22 protein-coding genes and 1 riboswitch are annotated in these 23466 nt (G+C 68.6%); of the genes, 20 read left to right on the top strand and 2 right to left on the bottom strand.

The window, feature by feature from the left end:
- Positions 1–147: 147 nt before the first annotated feature.
- From K883_RS21385 to K883_RS21365, 5 genes are all read left to right on the top strand, one after another.
- Positions 148–1539, top strand: a complete 1392-nt coding sequence (locus tag K883_RS21385; RefSeq protein WP_020822608.1) for a PPE family protein — start codon at positions 148–150, stop codon at positions 1537–1539.
- Positions 1536–1853, top strand: a complete 318-nt coding sequence (locus K883_RS21380) for a DUF732 domain-containing protein (protein ID WP_008257015.1) — start codon at positions 1536–1538, stop codon at positions 1851–1853. The genes K883_RS21385 and K883_RS21380 overlap by 4 nt, the downstream gene beginning before the upstream one ends.
- 123 nt (positions 1854–1976) lie before the next feature.
- Positions 1977–2693: an MgtC/SapB family protein gene (locus tag K883_RS21375; protein WP_008257013.1), complete on the top strand. Its 717-nt coding sequence runs from the start codon at positions 1977–1979 to the stop codon at positions 2691–2693.
- Between the two features lie 31 nt (positions 2694–2724).
- Positions 2725–3660: a sterol desaturase family protein gene (locus K883_RS21370; protein ID WP_020822607.1), complete on the top strand. Its 936-nt coding sequence runs from the start codon at positions 2725–2727 to the stop codon at positions 3658–3660.
- A 94-nt stretch (positions 3661–3754) separates the two neighbouring features.
- A complete protein-coding gene (locus tag K883_RS21365) occupies positions 3755–4432 on the top strand; it encodes an Rv1815 family serine proteinase (protein WP_014384764.1) in 678 nt (225 codons plus the stop codon).
- An 18-nt stretch (positions 4433–4450) separates the two neighbouring features.
- Here K883_RS21365 and K883_RS21360 read toward each other — a convergent pair whose 3' ends face one another.
- On the bottom strand, positions 4451–4897 hold the full coding sequence (locus K883_RS21360) for a nitroreductase/quinone reductase family protein (RefSeq protein WP_020822606.1): 447 nt from the start codon (positions 4895–4897) through the stop codon (positions 4451–4453).
- A 122-nt stretch (positions 4898–5019) separates the two neighbouring features.
- Between K883_RS21360 and K883_RS21355 the strand changes: the two genes are divergently transcribed.
- From K883_RS21355 to K883_RS21345, 3 genes are all read left to right on the top strand, one after another.
- A complete protein-coding gene (locus K883_RS21355; RefSeq protein WP_020822605.1) occupies positions 5020–5703 on the top strand; it encodes a TetR/AcrR family transcriptional regulator in 684 nt (227 codons plus the stop codon).
- A gap of 138 nt (positions 5704–5841) precedes the next feature.
- Positions 5842–6345 carry a VOC family protein gene (locus K883_RS21350; protein ID WP_009957622.1) on the top strand — a complete coding sequence of 168 codons (504 nt, stop codon included), beginning with the start codon at positions 5842–5844 and terminating at the stop codon, positions 6343–6345.
- Between the two features lie 49 nt (positions 6346–6394).
- Positions 6395–7888 (top strand): FAD-binding protein, encoded by a 1494-nt coding sequence (locus K883_RS21345; protein WP_008257003.1) that lies wholly within the window; start codon positions 6395–6397, stop codon positions 7886–7888.
- Between the two features lie 116 nt (positions 7889–8004).
- On the opposite strand, the gene K883_RS21340 is transcribed toward K883_RS21345, so the two are convergent.
- Complete coding sequence (locus tag K883_RS21340; protein ID WP_020822603.1) at positions 8005–9924, bottom strand: ABC transporter ATP-binding protein/permease; 1920 nt, start codon at positions 9922–9924, stop codon at positions 8005–8007.
- Between the two features lie 87 nt (positions 9925–10011).
- On the opposite strand from K883_RS21340, the gene K883_RS21335 reads away from it, so the two are divergent.
- The 12 genes from K883_RS21335 (at position 10012) to gcvP (ending at position 23458) form a co-directional block, all read left to right on the top strand.
- Positions 10012–11655: an acetolactate synthase gene (locus tag K883_RS21335; protein ID WP_020822602.1), complete on the top strand. Its 1644-nt coding sequence runs from the start codon at positions 10012–10014 to the stop codon at positions 11653–11655.
- 37 nt (positions 11656–11692) lie between these two features.
- On the top strand, positions 11693–14017 hold the full coding sequence (secA2, locus tag K883_RS21330; RefSeq protein ID WP_020822601.1) for an accessory Sec system translocase SecA2: 2325 nt from the start codon (positions 11693–11695) through the stop codon (positions 14015–14017).
- 94 nt (positions 14018–14111) lie between these two features.
- Positions 14112–14741 carry a CDP-alcohol phosphatidyltransferase family protein gene (locus K883_RS21325; protein WP_014711692.1) on the top strand — a complete coding sequence of 210 codons (630 nt, stop codon included), beginning with the start codon at positions 14112–14114 and terminating at the stop codon, positions 14739–14741.
- Positions 14734–15645 carry a DUF881 domain-containing protein gene (locus K883_RS21320; RefSeq protein ID WP_036455786.1) on the top strand — a complete coding sequence of 304 codons (912 nt, stop codon included), beginning with the start codon at positions 14734–14736 and terminating at the stop codon, positions 15643–15645. Before K883_RS21325 ends, K883_RS21320 begins: the two co-directional genes overlap by 8 nt.
- Before the next feature lie 52 nt (positions 15646–15697).
- Positions 15698–16030: a small basic family protein gene (locus tag K883_RS21315; RefSeq protein ID WP_008256991.1), complete on the top strand. Its 333-nt coding sequence runs from the start codon at positions 15698–15700 to the stop codon at positions 16028–16030.
- Positions 16031–16213: 183 nt separating this feature from the next.
- Entirely contained in the window at positions 16214–16918 is a 705-nt protein-coding gene (locus K883_RS21310; RefSeq protein WP_369798926.1) for a DUF881 domain-containing protein, read from the top strand.
- 27 nt (positions 16919–16945) lie between these two features.
- Entirely contained in the window at positions 16946–17344 is a 399-nt protein-coding gene (gcvH, locus tag K883_RS21305; protein WP_008256987.1) for a glycine cleavage system protein GcvH, read from the top strand.
- A gap of 238 nt (positions 17345–17582) precedes the next feature.
- Positions 17583–18056: a glycogen accumulation regulator GarA gene (gene garA / locus K883_RS21300; RefSeq protein ID WP_014382626.1), complete on the top strand. Its 474-nt coding sequence runs from the start codon at positions 17583–17585 to the stop codon at positions 18054–18056.
- Positions 18056–18805, top strand: coding sequence for a transcriptional regulator FtsR (locus K883_RS21295; RefSeq protein WP_020822598.1), 750 nt, complete (start codon positions 18056–18058; stop codon positions 18803–18805). Before garA ends, K883_RS21295 begins: the two co-directional genes overlap by 1 nt.
- A 111-nt stretch (positions 18806–18916) precedes the next feature.
- Positions 18917–19411: a bifunctional nuclease family protein gene (locus K883_RS21290; RefSeq protein ID WP_008256980.1), complete on the top strand. Its 495-nt coding sequence runs from the start codon at positions 18917–18919 to the stop codon at positions 19409–19411.
- 255 nt (positions 19412–19666) lie between these two features.
- Positions 19667–20296: a MerR family transcriptional regulator gene (locus tag K883_RS21285; protein ID WP_008256979.1), complete on the top strand. Its 630-nt coding sequence runs from the start codon at positions 19667–19669 to the stop codon at positions 20294–20296.
- Positions 20297–20355: 59 nt separating this feature from the next.
- Positions 20356–20453, top strand: a riboswitch (glycine riboswitch).
- Between the two features lie 179 nt (positions 20454–20632).
- Complete coding sequence (gcvP, locus tag K883_RS21280) at positions 20633–23458, top strand: aminomethyl-transferring glycine dehydrogenase (RefSeq protein ID WP_020822597.1); 2826 nt, start codon at positions 20633–20635, stop codon at positions 23456–23458.
- The last annotated feature ends 8 nt before the right edge of the window (positions 23459–23466 follow it).

Genomic DNA, 23466 nt, shown 5'->3' with positions numbered 1-23466 from the left:
CAATGGCATTGATCCAGCGGACCGCGGGGGACGACCGATGTCTTCGGTGACCTCACCGCCGCAAACGTCGGCGATTCACGGCATGTTTGCCAGCACTCCCGGTTCGTCGGCGGCCAGCGGCCCGGGTGGCGCGGGAAGGGCACGCCGATGAATTTCGCAGTGCAGCCACCCGAAATCACCTCCGGCCAGATGTACACCGGCCCTGGGGCGGGACCGATGCTGGCGGCCGCCGCCGCCTGGGAGGCGTTGGCCGCCGAGCTGCAGTCCACGGCGTCGTCCTACGGTGCGATCGTCGAGGGCCTGGCCAACGAGGCGTGGGCCGGCCCGTCGGCGGTCGCGATGGCCGCCGCGGCCGCGCCCTACGTGGCATGGATGTCGGAGACCTCGGCGCAGGCGAAGACGGCGTCCGTGCAGGCCACGGCGGCGGCGGGCGCCTACGAGAGCGCCTTCGCGGCGGTGGTGCCGCCGACCGAGATCGCGGCCAACCGCGTCCGGCTGGCAACGCTGTTGGCAACCAACGCCTTCGGGCAGAACACCGCCGCGATCGCCGCCACCGAGGCCGAATACGCGGAAATGTGGGCCCAGGACGCCGCCGCGATGTACGCCTACGCCGGCGCGTCGGCGGCCGCCACGCGACTGGCACCGTTCACCGAGCCGCCCCAGACCACCAACGAAACCGGGATCGCCGCGCAGGCGGCCGCGCTGGGCGAGGCAAGCGGCACCGCCGCGGCCACGGACGCGGCGGCCCCGCCGTCGGGCATCTTCAGTGACCTGCTCGAGGCCATCGGCAACGCGTCCCGCGGTTACATGGAGTTCTGGGACCAGGTGCTCAACACCCTGACCGGGTCGCCGTTGGCCGGGACGACGTGGCAGAACACCTTCGGGATCCTCGCCGACATCGGCCGGTTCAGCACCGTCGCCAACGACAGCATGAGCCCGATCAACCTCGCCATGACCGAGTTCAAGATGTTCTACAACCTACCGGTCGAGGGCCTGGACATCCCGAAGTCCGCGCTGGGGGCCGGTCTCGGGATGCGGTCGGCCGGCGCGGGCCTGACGAGCGCGGTATCGGCGGGCATGGGTGAGGCGAACGTGGTGGGCAAGCTGTCGGTGCCACCGGCCTGGGCCTCGGCCACCCCGGCGATCCGGCTGGCCAGCGGCCTGGCGCCGAGCGCCGGCATCGCCGCGGCGCCCGCGGCCGCAATCCCGGGCAGCCTGCTCGGTCAGATGGCGCTGGGCAGCCTGACCGGAGGTGCCCTCGGCGCCGTCACGCCGCAGGTCGTGAGCGGCAGGGGCGTGCGGGCCCGCGCCGGGGGAGCGACGAAGCCCGCCGAGCCCGTGAAACTCGACGACGTCATCGCCAAGCTGCAAAAACAACCGGAAGCCGTGCAGCACTGGAACGTCGACAAGGCCGGACTCGACGATCTGCTCGACCAATTGTCGAAAAAGCCCGGCATCCACGCGGTGCACGTGTCCAGCGGAGACAAGCCGAAGGTGACGTTGCCCGACGCCCGGCTCGGCAAGGCGGGATCGGCATGAAACGTTTCGCTGCGCTGCTCGGCGCCGTCGGCGTGATCGGTTTCGCGGCGCCCGCGCACGCCGAGCCGGAGGGTGACGATGCCGCGTTTTTGGCCAACCTCGACAGTTCCGGCATCACCTATAGCAGCCCCAGCCAAGTCATCACGTCCGCCAAGGCCGTGTGCGGGTTGATGGGCCGCGGCGAAACCGGTTTGCAGGTCGTCAGCGACATCAAGGATCAAAACCCCGGGATGACGATGGACGCCGCCGCCAAGTTCGCGGCCCTCGCCTCGAGCGCCTACTGCCCCCACCACATCACGCCCAAAGCCGGTTAGCCTGAGACTCGCCGCCCGCGGGAGGATACCTCCCGACGTCGGCGGTTCGGTTGGGCTCCACTTGCGGTTAATCCGGATTTGGTTAGCTCCCTTCGCCGTCGAGCCACCGGGAAGGAGCGTGTCGTGGAAACGCTGAGCGCCGTCGATTTCGCGCTCCGCCTGGGCGTCGGCGTGGGTTGCGGCGCCCTCATCGGCCTGGAACGGCAGTGGCGGGCCCGTCGGGCCGGCCTGCGCACCAACGCGCTGGTTGCCGGCGGCGCAACCCTGTTCGTCCTGTACGCCGCGGCCACGTCGGATTCCAGCCCGACCCGGGTCGCGTCCTATGTGGTGTCGGGCATCGGCTTCCTCGGCGGTGGCGTGATCCTGCGGGAGGGCGTCAACGTTCGCGGCCTCAACACCGCCGCCACCCTGTGGTGTTCGGCGGCCATCGGCGTGCTGGCCGCTTCCGGGCACCTGGTCTTCGCGTTGATCGGCACCGGCACGGTCATCGGCATTCACGTGCTGGGGCGCCCTCTCGGCCGGTTGATCGACCGCGACAACAGTGCCGACGAAGACGAAAGCCTGCTGCCCTATCTGGTGCAGGTGGTCTGCCGCCCCAAGCACGAGAAATACGCGCGCGCCCAGATCGTCCAGCACGCCGGCGGCAACGACATCACGCTTCGCGGGATCCACACCGGGCATCCGGCCGACGACGAGATCACCTTGACCGCCCACCTGCTGATGGACGGCGACGCCCCCGCCCGGCTGGAGCGGCTGGTGGCCGAGCTATCCCTGCTGCCCGGCGTTCGCGCGGTCCAGTGGTACGCCGGCAACGACGTGCAGACCGACGATCGTCGCTGAGCGGCGCGGCGGTCGTCGTAGTCTTACCGGTGTGAGCGCCCTCTCCGGCTTCCTGTCCGCCTTGCCCCCGCAGATGCGGGACCCGGTGCTGCTCGCCATCCCGTTCTTCTTGCTGCTGCTGACCCTCGAATGGACCGCGGCCCGCAAGCTGGAACACCTCGCGGCCGACGCCGCGCGGCCCCCGTCGGGGGCGCACCGCACCCGCGACTCGCTGACCAGCATCTCGATGGGGCTGGTTTCGGTGGCCACCACCGCCGGCTGGAAGACCCTGGCCCTGCTCGGCTACGCCGCGATCTATGCCTACGTGGCGCCGTGGCACCTTTCGGTGGCCACGTGGTACACGTGGGTGATCGCGATTCTCGGCGTCGACCTGCTGTATTACGCCTACCACCGGATCGCCCACCGGGTGCGGTTGATCTGGGCGACCCATCAGGCCCACCACTCCAGCGAGTACTACAACTTCGCCACCGCGCTGCGCCAGAAGTGGAACAACAGCGGCGAGATCTTGATGTGGATCCCGTTGCCGCTGTTGGGAATCCCGCCATGGATGGTGTTCTTCAGCTTCTCCGTGAACTTGATCTACCAGTTCTGGATCCACACCGAGCGCATCGACAAGCTGCCGCGGCCGTTCGAGTTCGTCTTCAACACGCCGTCGCACCACCGGGTGCACCACGGAATGGACAAGGTGTACCTCGACAAGAACTACGGCGGCATCTTCATCATCTGGGACCGGCTGTTCGGCACCTTCCAGCCCGAGCTGTTCCGCCCCCACTACGGCCTCACGAAGCAGGTGGACACCTTCAACATCTGGAAGCTGCAGACGCGCGAATACGTCGCGATCGCCCGCGACTGGCGAACCGCGACCCGGCTGCGGGACCGGCTGGGCTACGTGTTTGGTCCGCCCGGCTGGGCCCCGCGCACGGCCGGCCAGACCGATGCCGCCGCCGCGCTCGTGACCTCTCTGTAACATCGGCGCTGCGCGGCGCGAAAAGCTGAACGTGGAGGACGGTTACGCCGTAACCTCGACCTCCCGTCGGTGTCCGCCCGATGGATCGGAGTTCATGGTGCATCGCCTGGCAACGCGCGCCTTCGCCGCGTCGGTTACTGTCGCCGCGCTCGCCTCCTTGCTGCCGGCCGCGCCGGCAAAGGCCGATGTCCTGGTGTATCCGGGCATGGAGATACGCCAGGACAACCGCGTCTGCACGTTGGGATACGTCGACCCGGCCCTGAAGGTCGCGTTCACCGCGGGGCACTGCCGCGGCGGGGGCGGAGTGGTCACGGATCGGGGCGGCACCGTCATCGGCCGCCTGGCGGCCTTCCGGGACAACACCCCTAGCGGGACGACGGTGTCCACGAGCCAGGTGATCAACGATTACGAGGCGATCGTGCTGGACAACGACGTCACGGCGAACAACATCCTGCCGAGCGGGCGTCCGCTGGTCTCCGACCCCGGACTGGCGCTGGCGCCCGGGCAGCCGATCTGTCACTACGGGGTGATCACCGGGGAGACCTGCGGGACGGTGCAGAGCGTGAACAACGGCTGGTTCACCATGTCCAACGGCGTGCAGAGCCACAACGGCGACTCCGGCGGGCCGGTGTATCTGGCGCCCGGTGGCGGCCCGGGACAGCTCGTCGGGATCTTCAACAGCGTGTGGGGGGACTTCCCCGCGGCGGTGTCGTGGGGGGCCACCTCGCAGCAGGTTCGCGAGGATCTCGGGGCGCGGGACAACGCGCGTTAGGGCCCCGATCGGACGCCGTCAGCGCGCCTTGGTCAGCGCGAATACCGGAATCGTGGGCGCCGCGGCGCGGAACTCCTCGTCGCTGCTGTCCGGCGTCAGCCCCGCGACGTAGTCCTTGACCTGCCAGTACCACCGGGACAGGTAGCGCCGCAGCAGATCGGGCTTTGCCGCGTCGTCGACCTCGGTGGCGCGAACGCGGTGCCGGCGCCACCGAGGACCCACCTCGACGACGGCCGCGGCCCGGACGTTGCGCGCCCACTGGGTGTTGCCGCGGGGCGAGACCAGGTAGTCCACCCCGTCGACGGTCAGCAGGTTGACCACGACCGCGCGCTGCTTGCCCGACTTGCGGCCGCGAACGCGCAGCGCACGGGTGCCGGCGATGCTGATCCCCGCGTCGGCAAGCCAGCGGATCACCACGTTGGCCGCGCGGGCGGCCCGGTTCGGCTCCTCATAACGCGTGGGCATGGCGGGTCCTTCCGGCGAAGCTCCTCGGAACTAACGAGAGCGGCGCTCTCGCTTTTGATGACGCTGCCACACCCCGGTTCGGAAAGCAAGAGCAGCGTTCTCGGTTGTGTCAGACTGACCGCGTGGGCAAACGCCAGCAGTCGCGGGAACAGATCGAGGCGCGCATCATCGAACTCGGTCGCCGCCAGCTGGTGGAACGCGGTGCGGCCGGACTGTCGGTGCGCGCCATAGCCCGCGACCTGGGCATGGTCTCCTCGGCGGTGTACCGGTACGTCGCCAGCCGCGACGAGTTGCTGACCTTGCTGCTGGTCGACGCCTATTCCGACCTGGCCGACACCGTGGAACGCGCCCGCGAAACCGTGGGAGAACTGTGGAGCGACGACGTCATCGCCATCGCGCGGGCGACCCGGCGGTGGGCCGTCGCGCACCCCGCGTGCTGGGCGCTCCTGTACGGCAGCCCGGTCCCCGGTTATCACGCGCCTCCGGAGCGCACGGTGGCCGTCGGCACCCGGGTCGTCGCGGCGTTGTTCGACGCCGTCGCGGCCGGAATCGCCACCGGGGACATCCGCCTGACCAATGACCTTGCGCCGCAACCGATGTCGTCGGACTTCGAACGCATCCGGCACGAATTCGGATTTCCCGGTGACGATCAGGTGCTTGCCAAGTGCTTTTTGTTGTGGGCCGGGGTGCTCGGTGCCATCAGCCTGGAGGTGTTCGGGCAATACGGCGCGGACACCCTGACCGACCCGGAAGCGATCTTCGACACCCAGGTGCGACTGCTGGTGGACGTGCTCGCCCAGCATTGACGCCTTGGAACGCCGGCGGGACAGGGGCAGCGAATTAGAACGTGTTCACCCCGGGATTTCGGGCGTGGAACGATTCGGCATGGCAAAGTCGTTCGGCCCCTTTCTGGCGGCCCGGCGGCTGGACTATTGTGCGAGACGATGACCCCTCTTCTCGAGTCGCCGACGCAGATCGCCTGGGTTACCACCGACCTCGACGCGACAGAAACGGCGCTCACCGGCCTGTTAGGCGTCAGGAAGTGGGTGCGCATCCCCGACGTGCACTTTGCTCCGGACGCCTGCAGCTATCACGGCAAGCCCGCCGATTTCATCGCCAGCATCTCCCTGAGCTATCTCGGCGACATGCAGCTGGAGCTGATCCAACCGGTGCGGGGCGAGAACATCTATAGTGACTTTTTGCGCGAGTGCGGGGCCGGTTTGCACCACATCTGCATGGAGGCCGAAAGCCCCGAGCAATTCGAGGCGGCGCTGGTCCAGGCCGCTGAGCGGGGCGCCGCGGTCGTGCAGCAAGGCGTGATGCCCGGCGGAATCCAATTCGCCTACGTCGCGGCGCCGCAGGCGGGAGTGCCGTTTGTGGAGTTCGCATACATCGCGCCCGAAATGAGGGCGTTTTACGACTACATCAAACAGGAGCAGCGGCGATGACTAGCGCCGGCGACGATGCAGAGCGCAGCGATGAGGAGGAGTGGCGCCAATGAGCACCGAGATACCGCCAACAGTCAGCGCCAACGACGTGACGTCGTGGTCCGACGAGGTCGACGTGTTGGTGATCGGCTTCGGCATCGCCGGCGGCTGCGCCGCGGTCAGTGCGGCGGCCGAAGGGGCGCGGGTGCTCGTGCTCGAACGCGCGGCCGCGGCCGGCGGAACCACTTCCCTTGCCGGAGGGCACTTTTACCTCGGCGGCGGGACCGCGGTGCAGCAGGCGACCGGTCAGGACGACTCCGCCGAGGAGATGTACAAGTACCTCGTCGAGGTGTCGCGTGAGCCCGAACTCGACAAGATCCGCGCCTACTGCGACGGCAGCGTCGAGCATTTCAACTGGCTGGAAGACTTGGGCTTTCAGTTCGAGCGCAGCTACTACCCGGGCAAAGTCGTCGTGCCGCCGGGCACCGAGGGCCTCAGCTACACGGGCAACGAAAAGGTGTGGCCCTTCTGCGAGCGGGCCAAGCCGGCGCCGCGCGGGCACTCCGTGCCGGTCCCCGGCGAGCTGGGCGGCGCGGCCATGGTCATCGACCTGCTGGTGAAACGCGCCGACGCCCTGGGCGTGCAGACCCGCTACGAGACCGGGGCGACCAATCTGATCCTGGACGACGACGGCGCCGTGGTCGGCGTCGCCTGGAAGCACTTCACCGAAACGGGCGCCATCAAGGCCAAGGCCGTCATCATCGCGGCCGGTGGCTTCGCGATGAATCCGGAGATGGTCGCCGAGCACACTCCCGCTTTGGGCCAGCCGCGGCGCACCAAGCATCACGGGCTGGCGGCGCCCTACATCCTGGGCAACCCCAACGACGACGGGCTGTCCATCCGGATGGGGGTCTCCGCGGGCGGGGCCACCAAGCACATGGACGAGCTGTTCATCACCGCGGCGGCCTACCCGCCCGAAGTCCTGCTGACCGGTGTCATCGTCAACAAGGAGGGCAAGCGCTTCGTCGCCGAGGACTCCTACCATTCGCGCACGTCGGCGTTCGTGCTCGAGCAGCCGGAGCAGACCGCCTACCTGATCGTCGACGAGGCGCACACCGAGATGCCGGCGATGCCGCTGATCCGTTTCCTCGATGGCTACGAGACGATCGCGGAAATGGAAGCCGCGCTTGGCATCCCGGCTGGCAACCTCGCGGCCACGCTGGACCGCTACAACGAATTCGCCGCCGCCGGTGAGGATCCCGATTTCCACAAGCAGCCGGAATTCCTTGCGCCGCAAGACAATGGGCCGTGGGCGGTGTTCGATTTGTCGCTCGGGCGCGCGATGTACTCGGGCTTCACGATCGGCGGCCTCGCGGTGACCGTCGACGGTGAGGTGCAACGGGATGACGGCACCGTGGTGCCCGGCCTGTATGCCGCCGGCGCCTGCGCGTCCAACCTCGCCCAGGACGGCAAGGGTTACGCCAGCGGGACACAGCTGGGTGAGGGTTCGTTCTTCGGGCGCCGCGCCGGAGCGCACGCGGCGCGGCGCGCCGGGGGAGCGTAGGCGCGCGACGACCCAGCGCCGGAGCGCACGCGGCGCGGCGGGCCGGGGGAGCGTAGGCGCGCGACGACCCAGCGCCGGAGCGCACGCGGCGCGGCGGGCCCGGGGCAGCGTAGGCGCTAGACCTGCGCGGGCTCCTTTTCGACCGGCCCCAGCTGCCACGCGCCGCCGCCGAGCAGGTGCAGCTGCTGCTCGTGGTGCTGCTCGACGGCGGGCCGATGGCTCACGCTCACGAGCACGCATTCCGGCAGCTCCGCCCGAACCAGTTGGTACAGCGCGTATTCCAGGCCGCCGTCCAGCGCGGAGGTCGCCTCGTCGAGGAAGACCGCCTTCGGCCGGGTGAGCAGGACGCGCGCGAACGCGACGCGCTGCTGCTCGCCGGGGGACAGCACTTTGGCCCAGTCCTGCTCCTCGTCCAACCGGCTGATGAGCGGCGCCAGAACAACCTTGGTGAGCACGTCGCGCAGTTGGTCATCGGCGACGCCGTCCGGCGAATTCGGGTAACATACGACGGTGCGCAACGTGCCGAGCGGCACATATGGCAACTGCGACAAGAACATCGTCTCGTTGTCGCCATCCGGACGGCACAGCGTTCCCGAGGCGTACGGCCACAATTCGGCCAGGCTGCGCAGCAGCGTCGTCTTGCCCGCTCCGGAGCGTCCGGTGATCACCAGGCTGTCGCCCAGGTCGAGCTGGATGTCCAAAGAGTCGACCAGCTGGTCGCCCTCCGGCGTGCGCACCTCGATGCCGCGCAGTTCGACGGCGGTCTCCTCGCTGGGTTTGACGAGAATGGTGGGCAGCGCGCGCCCCTTGTCGTTGGCGTCGACGAGGCCGTGCAACCGGATGATCGCCGCCCGGAAGGCCGCGAACGCGTCATAGTTGTTGCGGAAGAACGACAGTGAGTCGTTGATGTTGCCGAACGCCTGCGCGGTCTGGGTAACATCGCCGAAGGCGATCTCCCCGGTGAACAGGCGCGGCGCCTGAATCGCCAACGGCAGCGGAATGATGGTCTGCGTCGCCGACCAGTTCCATCCGTTGAAGATGATGGTCCGGCGGACGTACCTGCGGTAGTTGTCGATGATCGGCGTGAAGCGCCGCCACAATTGGCTACGTTCGACGCGCTCGCCACGGTAGAAGCCCACCGCCTCCGCGGCGTCGCGCAACCGCACCAGGGCGTAACGGAATGCGGCGTTGAGTTTCTCGTTGTTGAAGCTCAGCCAAATCAGCGGGCGCCCAAGCCAAATCGCGACCACCGTCACGATCAAGACATAGACCAGGACGGTCCAGAACATCGCACGCGGCACGTTCACACCGAAGAGATTGAAGTCCCCGGACAGGTTCCACAGGATCGCGGCGAACGAGATCACCGATGCCACCGCGTTGACGGCACCGAACAGCAGGGTGCTGGTCGTCCCGTTGGACGGGATGTTCGGGGTGCCGCCCACCCCCGCGGTGAAGATGTCGATATCCTGTTGGATGCGCTGATCGGGGTTGTCAATCGTCTTGTCGATGAACAGATCCCGGTAATAGGCCCGGCCCGCGAGCCAGTCGTCGGTGAGATGGCCCGTCAGCCACATGCGCCAGGCGATGATGAACCGCTGCGTCAAATAGATGTCGAGGATCACCCGGGCGATGAAGATGGCCGCCAGCAGGATGAAAATCCCGAGCGAGACCCAAAAGTTGTGGATCCCGGAGTGTTTGACTTCCTCGTTGCCCGTGGCGAGCCCCTTGAGTGCCACCTGCAAAGCCGTGTACATGTCGTTGCTCTGATAGCTGAACAGCACGTTGAGCCGGACCGAGAACAGCACCAGCAGTAGCAGCACACCGAGTCCCAGCCACGCCTTGACGCTGGTCGGCCCGACGAAGTAGCCGCGCGTGATCCGCCAGAATTGACGGCCCCACGGGGTCAGGTACCTGGCGGCGACCAGCGCGGCCAGGAGACAGACGGCACCGATGACCCACGCGATGGCGAGCCACCGCAGGGAGTCCTGAAATGCCGACGACCAATCAATGGACGGTTTGAAGAGCTTCGAGTCCAATTTCGGCGTCTCCTTCTGAGGTCGGCACTTCCCCGCAAGCTACCCGAGCCCGCAAGCTACCCGAGCGGTTGTCGATAGGCTGCGCAGATGAGCATCGACGCTCCGTCCAGCCAGACCGTACATGCCGGCCGACTCGTCGCGCGCCGGCTCAAAGCCAGCGGAATCGACACCGTCTTCACGCTGTCCGGCGGTCACCTGTTCTCGATCTACGACGGCTGCCGCGACGAGGGTATCCGGCTGATCGACACCCGCCACGAACAGACCGCGACCTTCGCCGCCGAGGGCTGGTCGAAGGTGACCAGGGTCCCGGGCGTGGCGGCGCTGACCGCGGGGCCGGGCGTCACCAACGGGATGAGCGCGATGGCGGCGGCGCAGCAGAACCAGTCGCCCCTCGTGGTGCTGGGCGGCCGGGCGCCGGCCCAGCGCTGGGGGATGGGCTCGCCGCAGGAGATAGACCACGTGCCGTTCGTCGCGCCGCTGGCCCGCTTCGCCGCCACCGCGCAATCGGCGGCCGACGCCGGGCGGCTCGTCGATGACGCGTTGCGCGCCGCGGTCGGCGCGCCGTCGGGCGTGGGATTCGTCGACTTCCCGATGGACCACGTGTTCTCCATGTCGGACGACGACCCGCGCCCCGGGGCGCTTATCGACGTGCCGCCGGGACCCGCACCCGATGACCAGGCGCTGACCCGGGCCGTCGGTCTCCTGGCCGCGGCGAAGCGCCCGGTGATCATGGCCGGCACCAACGTGTGGTGGGGACACGGCGAAGCCGCACTGCTGCGCCTGGCGGAGGAACTCCAGATTCCGGTGCTGATGAACGGGATGGCCCGCGGCGCGGTCCCGGCCGACCACCCGTTGGCGTTCTCCCGGGTTCGCGGAAAAGCGTTGGGGGAGGCCGACGTTGCGCTGATCGTCGGCGTGCCGATGGATTTCCGCCTCGGCTTCGGCGCGGTGTTCGGGCAACAGACCCAGCTCGTCGTGGTCGACCGTGTCCAACCCGAGCGCCGCCATCCGCGGCCGGTGCAGGCCGAGCTCTACGGTGACCTGCTGACGATCTTGGCGGCGCTGGCCACCGCCGGGGGCACCGGGCACCGAGACTGGGTCGAGGAACTCCGGGCGGCCGAGACCGCCGCGCGCGCCAAGGAGAACGCCGAGCTCGCCGACGACCGCGTCCCGCTGCACCCCATGCGGGTGTACGCGGAGTTGGCGCCCATGCTGGACCGCGACGCCATCGTCGTCATCGATGCCGGCGACTTCGGCTCCTACGCCGGCCGGGTGATCGACAGCTACCTGCCGGGGTGCTGGCTGGACAGCGGCCCCTTCGGCTGCCTGGGTTCTGGGCCCGGCTACGCCCTGGCCGCCAAGCTGGCCCGGCCGCAGCGCCAGGTGGTGCTGCTGCAGGGCGACGGCGCGTTCGGCTTCAGCGGCATGGAATGGGACACGCTGGTCCGGCACAACGTGCCCGTCGTGTCCGTGATCGGCAACAACGGCATCTGGGGCCTGGAAAAGCACCCGATGGAAGCGTTGTACGGCTATTCGGTGGTGGCCGAACTGCGCCCGGGGACCCGCTACGACGAGGTGGCGCGCGCCCTGGGCGCCCACGGCGAGCTGGTGGCCGCACCCGGCGAGCTGCGGCCCGCCCTGGAGCGGGCCTTCGCCAGCGGACTGCCCGCCGTCGTCAACGTGCTCACCGACCCGGACATCGCCTATCCACGCCGATCCAACCTCGCGTGATGAGTGGGCGGGGCGGCCCACCGCGTACCGTTGACCTGTGCCTAAGACGACCCGCGCTCAACCCGGCCGGCTGAGCAGCCGCTTTTGGAAGCTGCTCGGCGCCAGCACCGAAAAGGACCGCAGCCGCTCGCTCACCCAGGTCAACGACTCCTCGGAATACGACGGCGAGGCGGCCGGTCTGAGCGACGAGCAGCTGCGCAAGGCGGCCGGGCTGCTCAACCTCGAGGACCTCGCCGAATCCGAGGACATCCCGCAGTTCCTCGCCATCGCCCGCGAGGCCGCCGAACGGGCGAGCGGGTTGCGTCCGTTCGACGTTCAGCTGCTCGGGGCACTGCGGATGCTGGCCGGCGACGTGATCGAGATGGCCACCGGCGAGGGCAAGACCCTGGCCGGCGCGATCGCCGCCGCCGGGTACGCGATCGCCGGGCGGCACGTGCACGTGGTGACGATCAACGACTACCTGGCGCGCCGTGACGCCGAATGGATGGGTCCGCTGATCGAAGCCATGGGGCTGTCGGTCGGCTGGATCACCGCCGAGTCGACGAGCGAGGAGCGCCGGGCGGCGTACGGCTGCGACGTCACCTACGCCTCGGTCAACGAGATCGGCTTCGACGTGCTGCGCGATCAGCTGGTGACCGACGTCGACGACCTGGTGTCGCCCAACCCCGACGTGGCCCTCATCGACGAGGCCGACTCGGTGCTGGTCGACGAGGCGCTGGTGCCGCTGGTGCTGGCGGGAACCACGCATCGGGAGACCCCGCGGCTCGAAATCATCAAGCTGGTCGGTGAACTCAACGCCGACACCGATTTCGACACGGACTCCGACAGCCGCAACGTCCACCTGACCGACGCCGGCGCGCGCAAGGTCGAAAAGGCGCTCGGCGGCATCGACCTGTACTCCGAGGAGCACGTCGGCACCACGCTGACGGAGGTCAACGTCGCACTGCACGCGCACGTGCTGCTGCAGCGCGACGTGCACTACATCGTGCGCGACGACGCGGTGCACCTGATCAACTCCTCGCGCGGACGCATCGCCCAGCTGCAGCGCTGGCCCGACGGGCTGCAGGCCGCCGTCGAGGCCAAGGAGGGCATCGAGACCACCGAAACCGGCGAGGTGCTCGACACCATCACCGTGCAGGCGCTGATCAACCGCTACGCCACCGTGTGCGGCATGACCGGCACCGCGCTGGCCGCCGGCGAGCAGCTGCGCCAGTTCTACAAGCTCGGTGTGTCGCCGATCCCGCCGAACAAGCCCAACATTCGCGAAGACGAGTCCGATCGGGTCTACATCACCGGCGCGGCCAAGAACGACGCGATCGTCGCGCACATCGCCGACGTCCACGAGACCGGGCAGCCGGTGCTGGTCGGCACCCGCGATGTCGCCGAGTCCGAGGACCTGCACGAACGGCTGCTGCGCCGCGGCGTGCCCGCGGTGGTGCTCAACGCGAAGAACGACGCCGAGGAGGCCCAGGTCATCGCCGAGGCCGGCAAGTTCGGCGTGGTCACCGTGTCGACGCAGATGGCCGGGCGCGGCACCGACATCCGGCTCGGCGGCTCCGACGAGGCCGACCACGACCGCGTCGCCGAGCTGGGCGGGCTGCACGTCGTGGGCACCGGCCGGCACCACACCGAGCGGCTGGACAACCAGCTGCGGGGCCGCGCCGGGCGGCAGGGCGACCCGGGGTCGTCGGTGTTCTTCTCCAGCTGGGAAGACGACGTCGTGGCGGCCAACCTGGACCACAACAAACTGCCGATGGAGACCGACGAGGACGGCCGGATCGTCAGCCCCAAGGCGGCCGGGCTCCTCGACCACGCCCAGCGGGTCGCCGAGGGCCGCATGCTCGACGTGCACGCGAACACCTGGCGCTACAACCAGTTGATCGCCCAGCAGCGCGCCATCATCGTCGATCGGCGAAATACGTTGCTGCGCACCGCGACCGCGCGCGAGGAGCTCGCCGAGCTGGCGCCCAAGCGCTACGAGGAACTGGCCGAGGAGATCTCCGAAGAACGCCTCGAGACGATCTGCCGGCAGATCATGCTCTATCACCTGGACCGCGGCTGGGCCGACCATCTGGCCTACCTGGCCGACATCCGCGAGAGCATCCACCTGCGGGCGCTGGGCCGGCAGAACCCGCTGGACGAGTTTCACCGGTTGGCCGTCGACGCGTTCGCGTCGCTGGCCGCCGACGCGATCGAGGCGGCCCAGCAGACCTTCGAGACCGCGAACGTCCTCGAGGAGGAGCCGGGACTGGACCTGTCCAAGCTGGCGCGGCCGACGTCGACGTGGACGTACATGGTCAACGACAACCCGCTGTCGGATGACACGCTGTCCACGCTGAGCCTGCCCGGCGTGTTCCGCTAGACCCACTCGCCGAGCGTGCGGCCAGCCGGGCGTTCGCGTTCGAGTGTGCGCCCAGCCGGGCGTTCGGCGTGGAGTCGCGTTAAGGTCACGGCTCATGGAGCCGGTGCTTCCGCCCAACCGGGTGCTGACGGTCCCCAACGCGCTCAGCGCCATCCGCCTGGCGCTCATTCCGGTGTTCATCTACGCCTTGCTGGTCGCGCACGCCCACGGATGGGCGGTCGCGATCCTGATGTTCAGCGGCGCCTCGGACTGGGCCGACGGCAAGATCGCGCGGCTGCTCAATCAGTCGTCGCGGCTCGGCGTGCTGCTCGACCCCGCCGTCGACCGCCTCTACATGGTCGCCGTTCCCGTCGTGATGGCGTTCAGCGGGATCGTGCCGTGGTGGTTCGTCGCGATCCTGCTCGCACGCGATGGCCTGCTGGCCGCGACGCTGCCGCTGCTGTGGAGTCGCGGTCTCTCGGCGCTGCCGGTGACCTACATCGGCAAGGCCGCGACGTTCGCCCTCATGTCGGGTTTCCCGCTGGTGCTGCTGGGCACGTGGGACGCGCTGTGGAGCCGGGTGGTGGGCGCCTGCGGGTGGGCCTTCCTGATCTGGGGCTTGTACGGCTACCTGTGGGCGTTCGTGCAGTATGCGGTCCAGATGACGCTGGTGTTGCGCCGCATGCCCAAGGTCGATCGCGGGTCGCGCCCGCCGGCCGTGGCGAAAGCGACCGACCATGGCTGACGTGGACCGCCGGCTCGGCGGCTATGACCCCAACGCCGGTCACAGCGCGCACGTGGCGGCCCGGCCGCAACAGATTCCGGTGCCCTCGCTGTTGCGCGCGCTGCTGTCCGAGCACCTGGATCCCGGCTACGCCGCGGCGGCGGCCAAGCGAGCTACCACCGAAGGCCGCCAGCGCGCGTTCGGCTGGCTGTGGCAGGCCCTGGCCGCGCTCCTCATCGCGACGGTCTTCGCCGCCGCGGTCGCGCAGGCCCGTTCGGTCGCCCCCGGGGTGCGCGACGCCCAGCAACTGCTGTTGGGCAACGTGCGGGCGATGGAAGGCTCGGCGACACAGCTGGCGCAGCGGCGCAACCAGCTCTCGACACGACTCGACGACGTGCAGCGCCGCGTGCTGGCCGACGATGCCGAGGGGCAGCGGTTGCTGAAGCGGCTCGACGCGCTCAGCGTGGCGGCCGCCAGCACGGCGATCATCGGTCCCGGCCTGAAGTTGACCGTGACCGATCCGGGCGCGAGCCCGAACCTTTCCGACGTGTCCAAACAGCGGGTCGGCGGCAGCAGGCAGATCATCCTCGACCGCGACCTGCAGCTGGTGGTCAACTCGTTGTGGGCCAGCGGCGCCGAGGCGATCTCGGTCGGCGGCGTGCGGATCGGGCCCAACGTGACCATCCGGCAGGCCGGCGGCGCGATTCTCGTCGACAACAACCCGACCAGCAGTCCGTACACCATCCTGGCGATCGGGCCGCCGCGGTCGATGCGCGACGTCTTCGACAACAGCCCGGGGCTGCAGCGCCTGAGGCTGCTGGAGATTTCCTACGGTGTGGTGGTTACGGTGGATATCGCCGACGGTCTTTCGCTGCCCGCCGGATCCGTCCGGGATGTCAAGTTCGCCAAGCAGATTGGGCCATAGTGAGAAAAGTCCCGAACACACAGTTTCGCCTGTGCGAGACGGGAAACCCAGCATGATCGGTATCGCGGCGCTGGCGATCGGCATCGCGCTGGGCCTGGTTTTCCACCCCTCGGTGCCCGAAGTCGTGCAGCCCTATCTGCCGATCGCGGTGGTGGCGGCGCTCGACGCCGTGTTCGGCGGGTTGCGTGCCTACCTGGAACGGATCTTCGACCCCAAGGTCTTCGTGATCTCGTTCGTGTTCAACGTCTTCGTGGCCGCGCTCATCGTCTATGTCGGCGACCAATTGGGGGTGGGCACCCAGTTGTCGACGGCCATCATCGTCGTGCTCGGTATCCGCATCTTCGGCAACGCCGCGGCCCTGCGCCGCCGGCTGTTCGGGGCGTGACGCCATGACCTTGCCGGCGACGATGCAGAGCGACGCGATGAAGAGGAGCGGCGCCATGATCCCGGCGAGCTCAGCGTGAGCCAGGACTCGACGGATCGCGACGCCGGCGCGGCGCCGGATCAGGCCGCGCCACACGGGCGTCACGAACTGCGCGGGAAACACCCCCGCGGCGGGTTGTCCGGCATGCTGCGCGGCGGCCGCTCCCGCCTGGGTTTCGGGACGCTTGCCGTCCTGTTGTGTCTGCTTCTCGGGATCGCCATCGTCACCCAGGTCCGCCAGACCGAATCGGGCGATTCGCTGGACACGGCTCGCCCCGCCGACCTGTTGGTGCTGCTGGATTCGTTGCGGCAGCGCGAGGGCACACTCCGCAGCGAGGTGAACGAGCTGGAGAACACGCTGAATTCGTTGCAGGCGTCCGGCAACAACGACCAGGCGGCCATCCAGTCCGCCCAATCCCGGCTGGTGGCGCTGTCCATCCTGGTCGGCGCCGTGGGCGCCACGGGGCCCGGCGTCACCGTCACGATCGAGGACCCCGGGCCGGGGGTTTCCCCCGAGGCGATGCTCGACGTGATCAACGAGTTGCGCGCCGCGGGCGCGGAGGCGATCGAGGTCAACGACGCCCACCAGTCCGTGCGCGTGGGCGTCGACACGTGGGTCGCGGGTGCGCCCGGGTCGCTGACCGTCGACTCCAAAACGCTGTCGCCCGCGTATTCGATTCTGGCGATTGGTGATCCGCCCACCCTGGCCGCGGCGATGAACATTCCCGGCGGCGCGCAGGACACGGTCAAGCGGGTCGGGGCGCGGATGTCCGTCCAGCAGGCCGACCGGGTGGACGTGACCACCTTGCGGCAACCAAAACCGCACCAATACGCTCAGCCCGTCAAGTGAGCAATTCCCGAACAGACAGGATCACTCGTGAGCGATATCCCGCCCGATCTGCGCTACACCGCCGAACACGAATGGGTTCGTCGAAGCGGCGATGACACACTGCGGGTGGGCATCACCGACTTTGCACAGTCGGCGTTGGGCGATGTCGTGTTCGTTCAGCTGCCCGACGTGGGCGCGGAGCTGACCGCCGGTGAATCCTTCGGCGAGGTCGAATCGACGAAATCGGTGTCGGACCTGTACGCCCCGGTCTCGGGCAAAGTGTCGGCCGTCAACACCGATCTGGAAGGCAGCCCGCAACTGGTCAACTCCGATCCGTACGGGGCCGGATGGTTGCTGGATGTGCAGGTATCCGACGTCGCCGAAGTGGAGTCCGCCATTTCGTCGTTGCTCGACGCGGAGGCCTACCGCGGAACACTCACCGAATGACGATTGCTAATGTCCCTGCAGCCTCGCACGGCGAGGCCGACGGTGCAGCCGGCACGTGGGGGAACCGACGTTTCGGATCGCCAAGTGGTGGGCGCATTGCAGGCGGGTGCGCGGTACCGTCGACAGATCTACCTTTTGAAGACCGGCATACCGGGCAACAAGACCTGGTGCGGAGGCCGGCCGAGCGGCCCGGACAGACAACGCCACAGCGGCCAGTGAGGAGCAGCGCGTGACGGACATGGACTCAGGAAGTCAGCAAGACCAGAATTCGGACGAAGTCACGGTAGAGACGACCTCTGTCTTTCGCGCCGACTTCCTCAACGAGCTCGACGCACCCGCGCAGGCGGGCACGGAAAGCGCGGTATCCGGGGTCGAGGGACTCCCGGCGGGTTCGGCGCTGCTGGTCGTCAAACGGGGTCCCAACGCGGGATCGCGGTTCCTGCTCGACCAGCCCACCACGTCGGCGGGCCGGCACCCGGACAGCGACATCTTCCTCGACGACGTGACCGTCAGCCGCCGCCACGCCGAATTCAGGTTGGAAAACAACGAATTCAGCGTCGTCGACGTTGGTAGTCTCAACGGCACTTACGTCAACCGTGAGCCCGTGGACTCCGCGGTGCTGGCCAACGGCGACGAAGTGCAGATCGGCAAGTTCCGCTTGGTGTTTTTGACCGGACCCAAGCAGGGTGAGGATGGAGGATCTTCGGGCTAGTGAGCGCACCCGATAGCTCGGCACTGGCCGGGATGTCGATCGGGGCGGTCCTGGAATTGTTGAGGCCGGACTTCCCCGATGTCACCATCTCCAAGATTCGCTTCTTGGAGGCCGAGGGGCTGGTGACGCCACAACGGGCCGCGTCGGGTTACCGGAGGTTCACCGCGTACGACTGCGCGCGGTTGCGCTTCATCCTTACCGCGCAGCGTGATCACTACCTGCCGTTGAAGGTCATCCGGGCGCAACTGGACGCCCAGCCCGACGGCGAGCTACCGCCGTTCAACACCTCCTATGCCGTCCCGCGCCTGGTGTCGGTGAACCGAACCGGGGACGCCGGCGCGGACGCGGGAGCGGACACCTCGGCGGTGGCGGCCACGCACGTCCGGCTGAGCCGCGAAGACCTACTGGCGCGTGCGGGCGTGGACGACGACCTGCTGACGGCCTTGCTCAAGGCCGGCGTCATCACCACCGGGCCCGCGGGTTTCTTCGACGAGCACGCCGTCGTGATCCTGCAATGCGCGCGGGCGCTGTCGGACTACGGCGTCGAGCCGCGGCATCTGCGCGCATTCCGGTCGGCGGCGGACCGGCAGTCGGATTTGATCGCCCAAATCGCCGGGCCGGTAGTCAAAGCCAACAAGGCCGGTGCCCGGGATCGCGCCGACGATTTGGCGCGTGAAGTTGCGGCGCTGGCCATCACGTTGCACACGTCGTTGATCAAATCCGCCGTTCGCGACGTTCTGGATCGCTGAGGACTAGACTTCGGTCGACAGCTTGGTTTCGGCGGTAGGGCGGATTTTTGACCTCGCCGCCGCTGGAAATGCCAATCCAACCGGCGCCACGAATGCGGAGGACAGACACAAATGGGTGAGGTTCGTGTTGTCGGCATTCGCGTAGAGCAGCCGCAAAACCAGCCGGTGTTGTTGCTGCGCGAAACCGACGGTGACCGTTACCTGCCGATCTGGATCGGCCAGTCGGAGGCTGCCGCCATCGCCCTCGAGCAGCAGGGTGTCGAGCCGCCTCGTCCGCTGACGCACGATCTGATCAGGGATGTCATTGCCGCGCTTGGGCATTCGCTGAAAGAGGTGAGGATCGTCGATCTGCAGGAAGGCACTTTCTACGCCGACCTGGTGTTCGACCGCAACATCACCGTGTCGGCGCGGCCCTCGGATTCGGTGGCGATAGCGCTGCGCGTCGGCGTCCCGATCTACGTCGAGGAGCCCGTGCTTGCCCAGGCCGGGCTGTTGATCCCCGACGAGACCGACGAAGAGGGCGGCACCGCCGTCCGCGAGGACGAGGTGGAGAAGTTCAAAGAATTTCTCGACAGCGTGTCTCCCGACGATTTCAAAGCCACCTAGCGCGCTCCGGGCGGATCGCGCTCGACTAGCCTGGTGGGGACATCACGGATCCGTCTCAACTGGCAACGTGATGTCGACACGCTGGCGGATAGCCCGCCCAGTTGGCCCCTGGGCGGCCATACTTTGATCACGACTTCAGGCGCGGCGGCTATCGGAAAGCGTAAGCTCACTAGCACTCGGGCCTGAGCAGACGTGGCTGCGGTGCAGCCAACAACGCAGCTAACGACGAGAGCGCGATCGCGGAGAGGAACCACCGTGAGCGAGCAGCCACGCCAAGAGCAGCTCAACCTAGCTGAGCAGGGCACCGACGCGAGTAGCGACCGCAGCATCACCGCGGCCGGCCCCCCCGTGCAGCCCGGACTTTTCCCGGACGACTCCGTGCCCGACGAACTCGTCGGCTACCGCGGTCCCAGCGCGTGCCAGATCGCCGGCATCACCTACCGGCAGCTGGACTACTGGGCGCGCACCTCGCTGGTGGTCCCGTCGATCCGCAGCGCGGCGGGCTCCGGAAGCCAGCGGCTCTACTCGTTCAAAGACATCCTGGTTCTCAAGATCGTCAAGCGGTTGCTCGACACCGGCATCTCGCTGCACAACATCCGCGTCGCGGTCGACCACCTGCGTCAGCGCGGTGTTCAGGATCTGGCCAACATCACCCTGTTCTCCGACGGCACCACCGTCTACGAGTGCACGTCGGCCGAAGAGGTCGTCGACCTGCTCCAGGGCGGGCAGGGCGTGTTCGGCATCGCCGTGTCCGGCGCCATGCGCGAGCTGACCGGCGTCATCGCCGACTTCCCGGGCGAGCGGGCCGACGGCGGCGAGTCGATCGCCGAACCCGAGGACGAGCTGGCGTCCCGGCGCAAGCACCGCGACCGCAAGATCGGCTGACGGCGCGCCCCGACAGCGCGACCGCGCGCACCCGTGGCCGAGTAAACTGGGCCGCGCATCGTATTCGAGCGGGAGAGTTCCGTGACGGCCAGTCACGGACGCCGAAGGAGCAACACCTCTCCGTCAACCTCTCAGGCACCCGGACCGCGCGAAACAATGATGCCTCTGGAAAGCGGTGACGACCCGGCCGGTCGACACCCGCCGATGGGGAAAGGCGCCCGCGACAAGCATCCGGCGCCGAATCTCTCAGGCGCCCGGCGCAGGGTGAAGACAGAGGGAGAGGGCCGTTCGTCCTCTGCCTCGATCCGTCGTCGCCCGCCTACCCAGGAGTTTCCAGTGCCCGATCAATCCACGTTCGCCGCCCGGCACATCGGCCCGGACAGCCAGGCCATCGCGGCCATGCTCACCGTCATCGGTGTCGACTCCCTCGACGAGCTGGCGGCCAAGGCGGTCCCGACGGGCATCCTGGATCGGCTCGCCGACAACGGCGCCGCGCCGGGACTTGACCGCCTGCCGGCACCGGCCAGTGAGACCGAGGCGCTGGCGGAGTTGCGGGCGTTGGCCGACGCCAACACGGTGGCCGTCTCCATGATCGGTCAGGGCTACTACGACACACTCACGCCGCCGGTGTTGTTGCGCAACATCTTGGAGAACCCCGCCTGGTACACGGCGTACACGCCGTATCAGCCGGAGATCAGCCAGGGCCGGCTCGAGGCGCTGCTGAACTTCCAGACGATGGTCGCCGACCTGACCGGCCTGGAGGTCGCCAACGCCTCCATGCTCGACGAGGGGACCGCCGCCGCCGAGGCCATGACGCTGATGCACCGCGCAGCCCGCGGCAAGAGCAACCGGCTGGCCGTGGACGCCGACGTCTTCGCCCAGACCGCGGCCATCCTGGCCACCCGCGCCAAGCCGCTGGGCATCGAGCTCGTCACCGCCGACCTGGCCGACGGCCTGCCCGACGGCGACTTCTTCGGCGTCGTCGCCCAGCTGCCCGGCGCCGGCGGCCGGGTCACCGACTGGACGGCTCTGGTCCAGCAGGCCCACGACCGCGGCGCGCTGGTCGCGATCGGCGCCGACCTGCTCGCGTGCACGCTGATCACGCCTCCCGGTGAGATCGGCGCCGACGTCGCCTTCGGTACCACCCAAAGATTCGGTGTGCCAATGGGTTTCGGCGGACCGCACGCCGGCTACCTGGCCGTGCACGCCAACCACGCGCGCCAACTGCCCGGCCGGCTGGTGGGGGTCTCGCTGGACGCCGACGGCAACCCGGCCTACCGGCTGGCGCTGCAGACCCGCGAGCAGCACATCCGCCGCGACAAGGCGACCAGCAACATCTGCACCGCGCAGGTGCTGCTGGCGGTCATGGCCGCGATGTACGCCAGCTACCACGGCGCCGAGGGGCTGACCGCGATCGCGCGCCGCGTGCACGCTCACGCCGAGGCGATCGCCGCCGCGCTCGGTGATGCGCTGGTGCACGACAAGTACTTCGACACCGTGCTGGCCCGCGTGCCGGGCCGCGCCGCCGAGGTGATCGCCGAAGCCAAAGCCAAGGGCATCAACCTGTGGCGCGTCGACGACGACCACGTGTCGGTGGCCTGCGACGAGGTCACCACCGACGAACACGTCGCCGCGGTGCTCGAGGCCTTCGGGGTGCAACCGGCCGAGCCGGTGTGCGCCGGCATCATCACCCGCACCTCGGAGTTCCTGACCCATCCGGCCTTCACCCAGTACCGCACCGAGACGGCGATGATGCGCTACCTGCGCACCCTGGCGGACAAAGATATCGCCTTGGACCGCAGCATGATTCCGCTCGGCTCCTGCACGATGAAGCTCAACGCGGCCGCCGAGATGGAGCCGATCACCTGGCCGGAATTCGCCCGCCAGCATCCGTTCGCGCCGGCCTCCGACACCCCCGGGCTGCGGCGTCTGATCGGCGACCTGGAGACCTGGCTGGTGCACATCACCGGCTACGACGCCGTCTCGCTGCAACCCAACGCCGGCTCGCAGGGCGAGTACGCCGGCCTGCTGGCCATCCACGACTACCACGCCAGCCGCGGCGAACCGCACCGCGACATCTGCCTGATCCCGTCGAGCGCGCACGGCACCAACGCGGCGTCGGCGGCGCTGGCCGGGATGCGGGTGGTGGTGGTGGCCTGCCACTCCAACGGCGACGTGGACCTCGACGACCTGCGCGCCAAGGTGGCCGAACACGGGGAGCGGCTGTCGACCCTGATGATCACCTACCCGTCCACGCACGGCGTCTACGAGCACGACATCGCCGACATCTGTGCCGCCGTGCACGACGCGGGGGGCCAGGTCTACGTGGACGGCGCAAACCTCAACGCGCTGGTCGGCCTCGCGCGGCCGGGGAAGTTCGGCGGCGACGTCAGCCACCTGAACCTGCACAAGACGTTCTGCATTCCGCACGGGGGCGGCGGGCCGGGCGTCGGGCCGGTGGCCGTGCGTTCGCATCTGGCGGCGTTCCTGCCCGGGCACCCGCACGCCCCCGAGCTGCCCCACGGGCATCCGGTGTCCTCGGCGCCGTACGGGTCCGCCTCGATCCTGCCGATCAGCTGGGCCTACATCCGGATGATGGGCGCCGAGGGCCTGCGCGCGGCGTCGCTGACGGCGATCACCTCGGCCAACTACATCGCCCGTCGCCTCGACGAGTACTTCCCGGTGCTCTACACCGGCGAGAACGGCATGGTGGCCCACGAGTGCATCCTGGACCTGCGCGGCATCACCAAGGCCACCGGCGTGACCGTGGACGACGTTGCAAAGCGCCTGGCGGACTACGGCTTTCACGCGCCCACGATGAGCTTCCCCGTGGCGGGCACGCTGATGGTGGAACCCACCGAGAGCGAGACCCTGACCGAAGTCGACGCCTTCTGCGAGGCCATGATCGCGATTCGCCGCGAGATCGATCGGGTGGGTGCGGGGGAGTGGTCCGTCGACGACAACCCGCTGCGCGGCGCCCCCCACACCGCCGACTGCCTGGTCATCGGCGAGTGGGACCACCCGTACACGCGCGAAGAGGCCGCATATCCGCTGGGCAAGGACTTCCGGCCCAAGGTGTGGCCGCCGGTGCGCCGCATCGACGGCGCCTACGGCGACCGCAACCTGGTCTGCTCGTGCCCGCCCGTGGAGGCGTTCGCCTGACGGCCGTG

This window comes from Mycobacterium sp. TKK-01-0059 (assembly GCF_000709305.1).
Classification (GTDB): domain Bacteria; phylum Actinomycetota; class Actinomycetes; order Mycobacteriales; family Mycobacteriaceae; genus Mycobacterium; species Mycobacterium intracellulare.
This window is presented reverse-complemented; position numbering and strand designations above follow the sequence as displayed.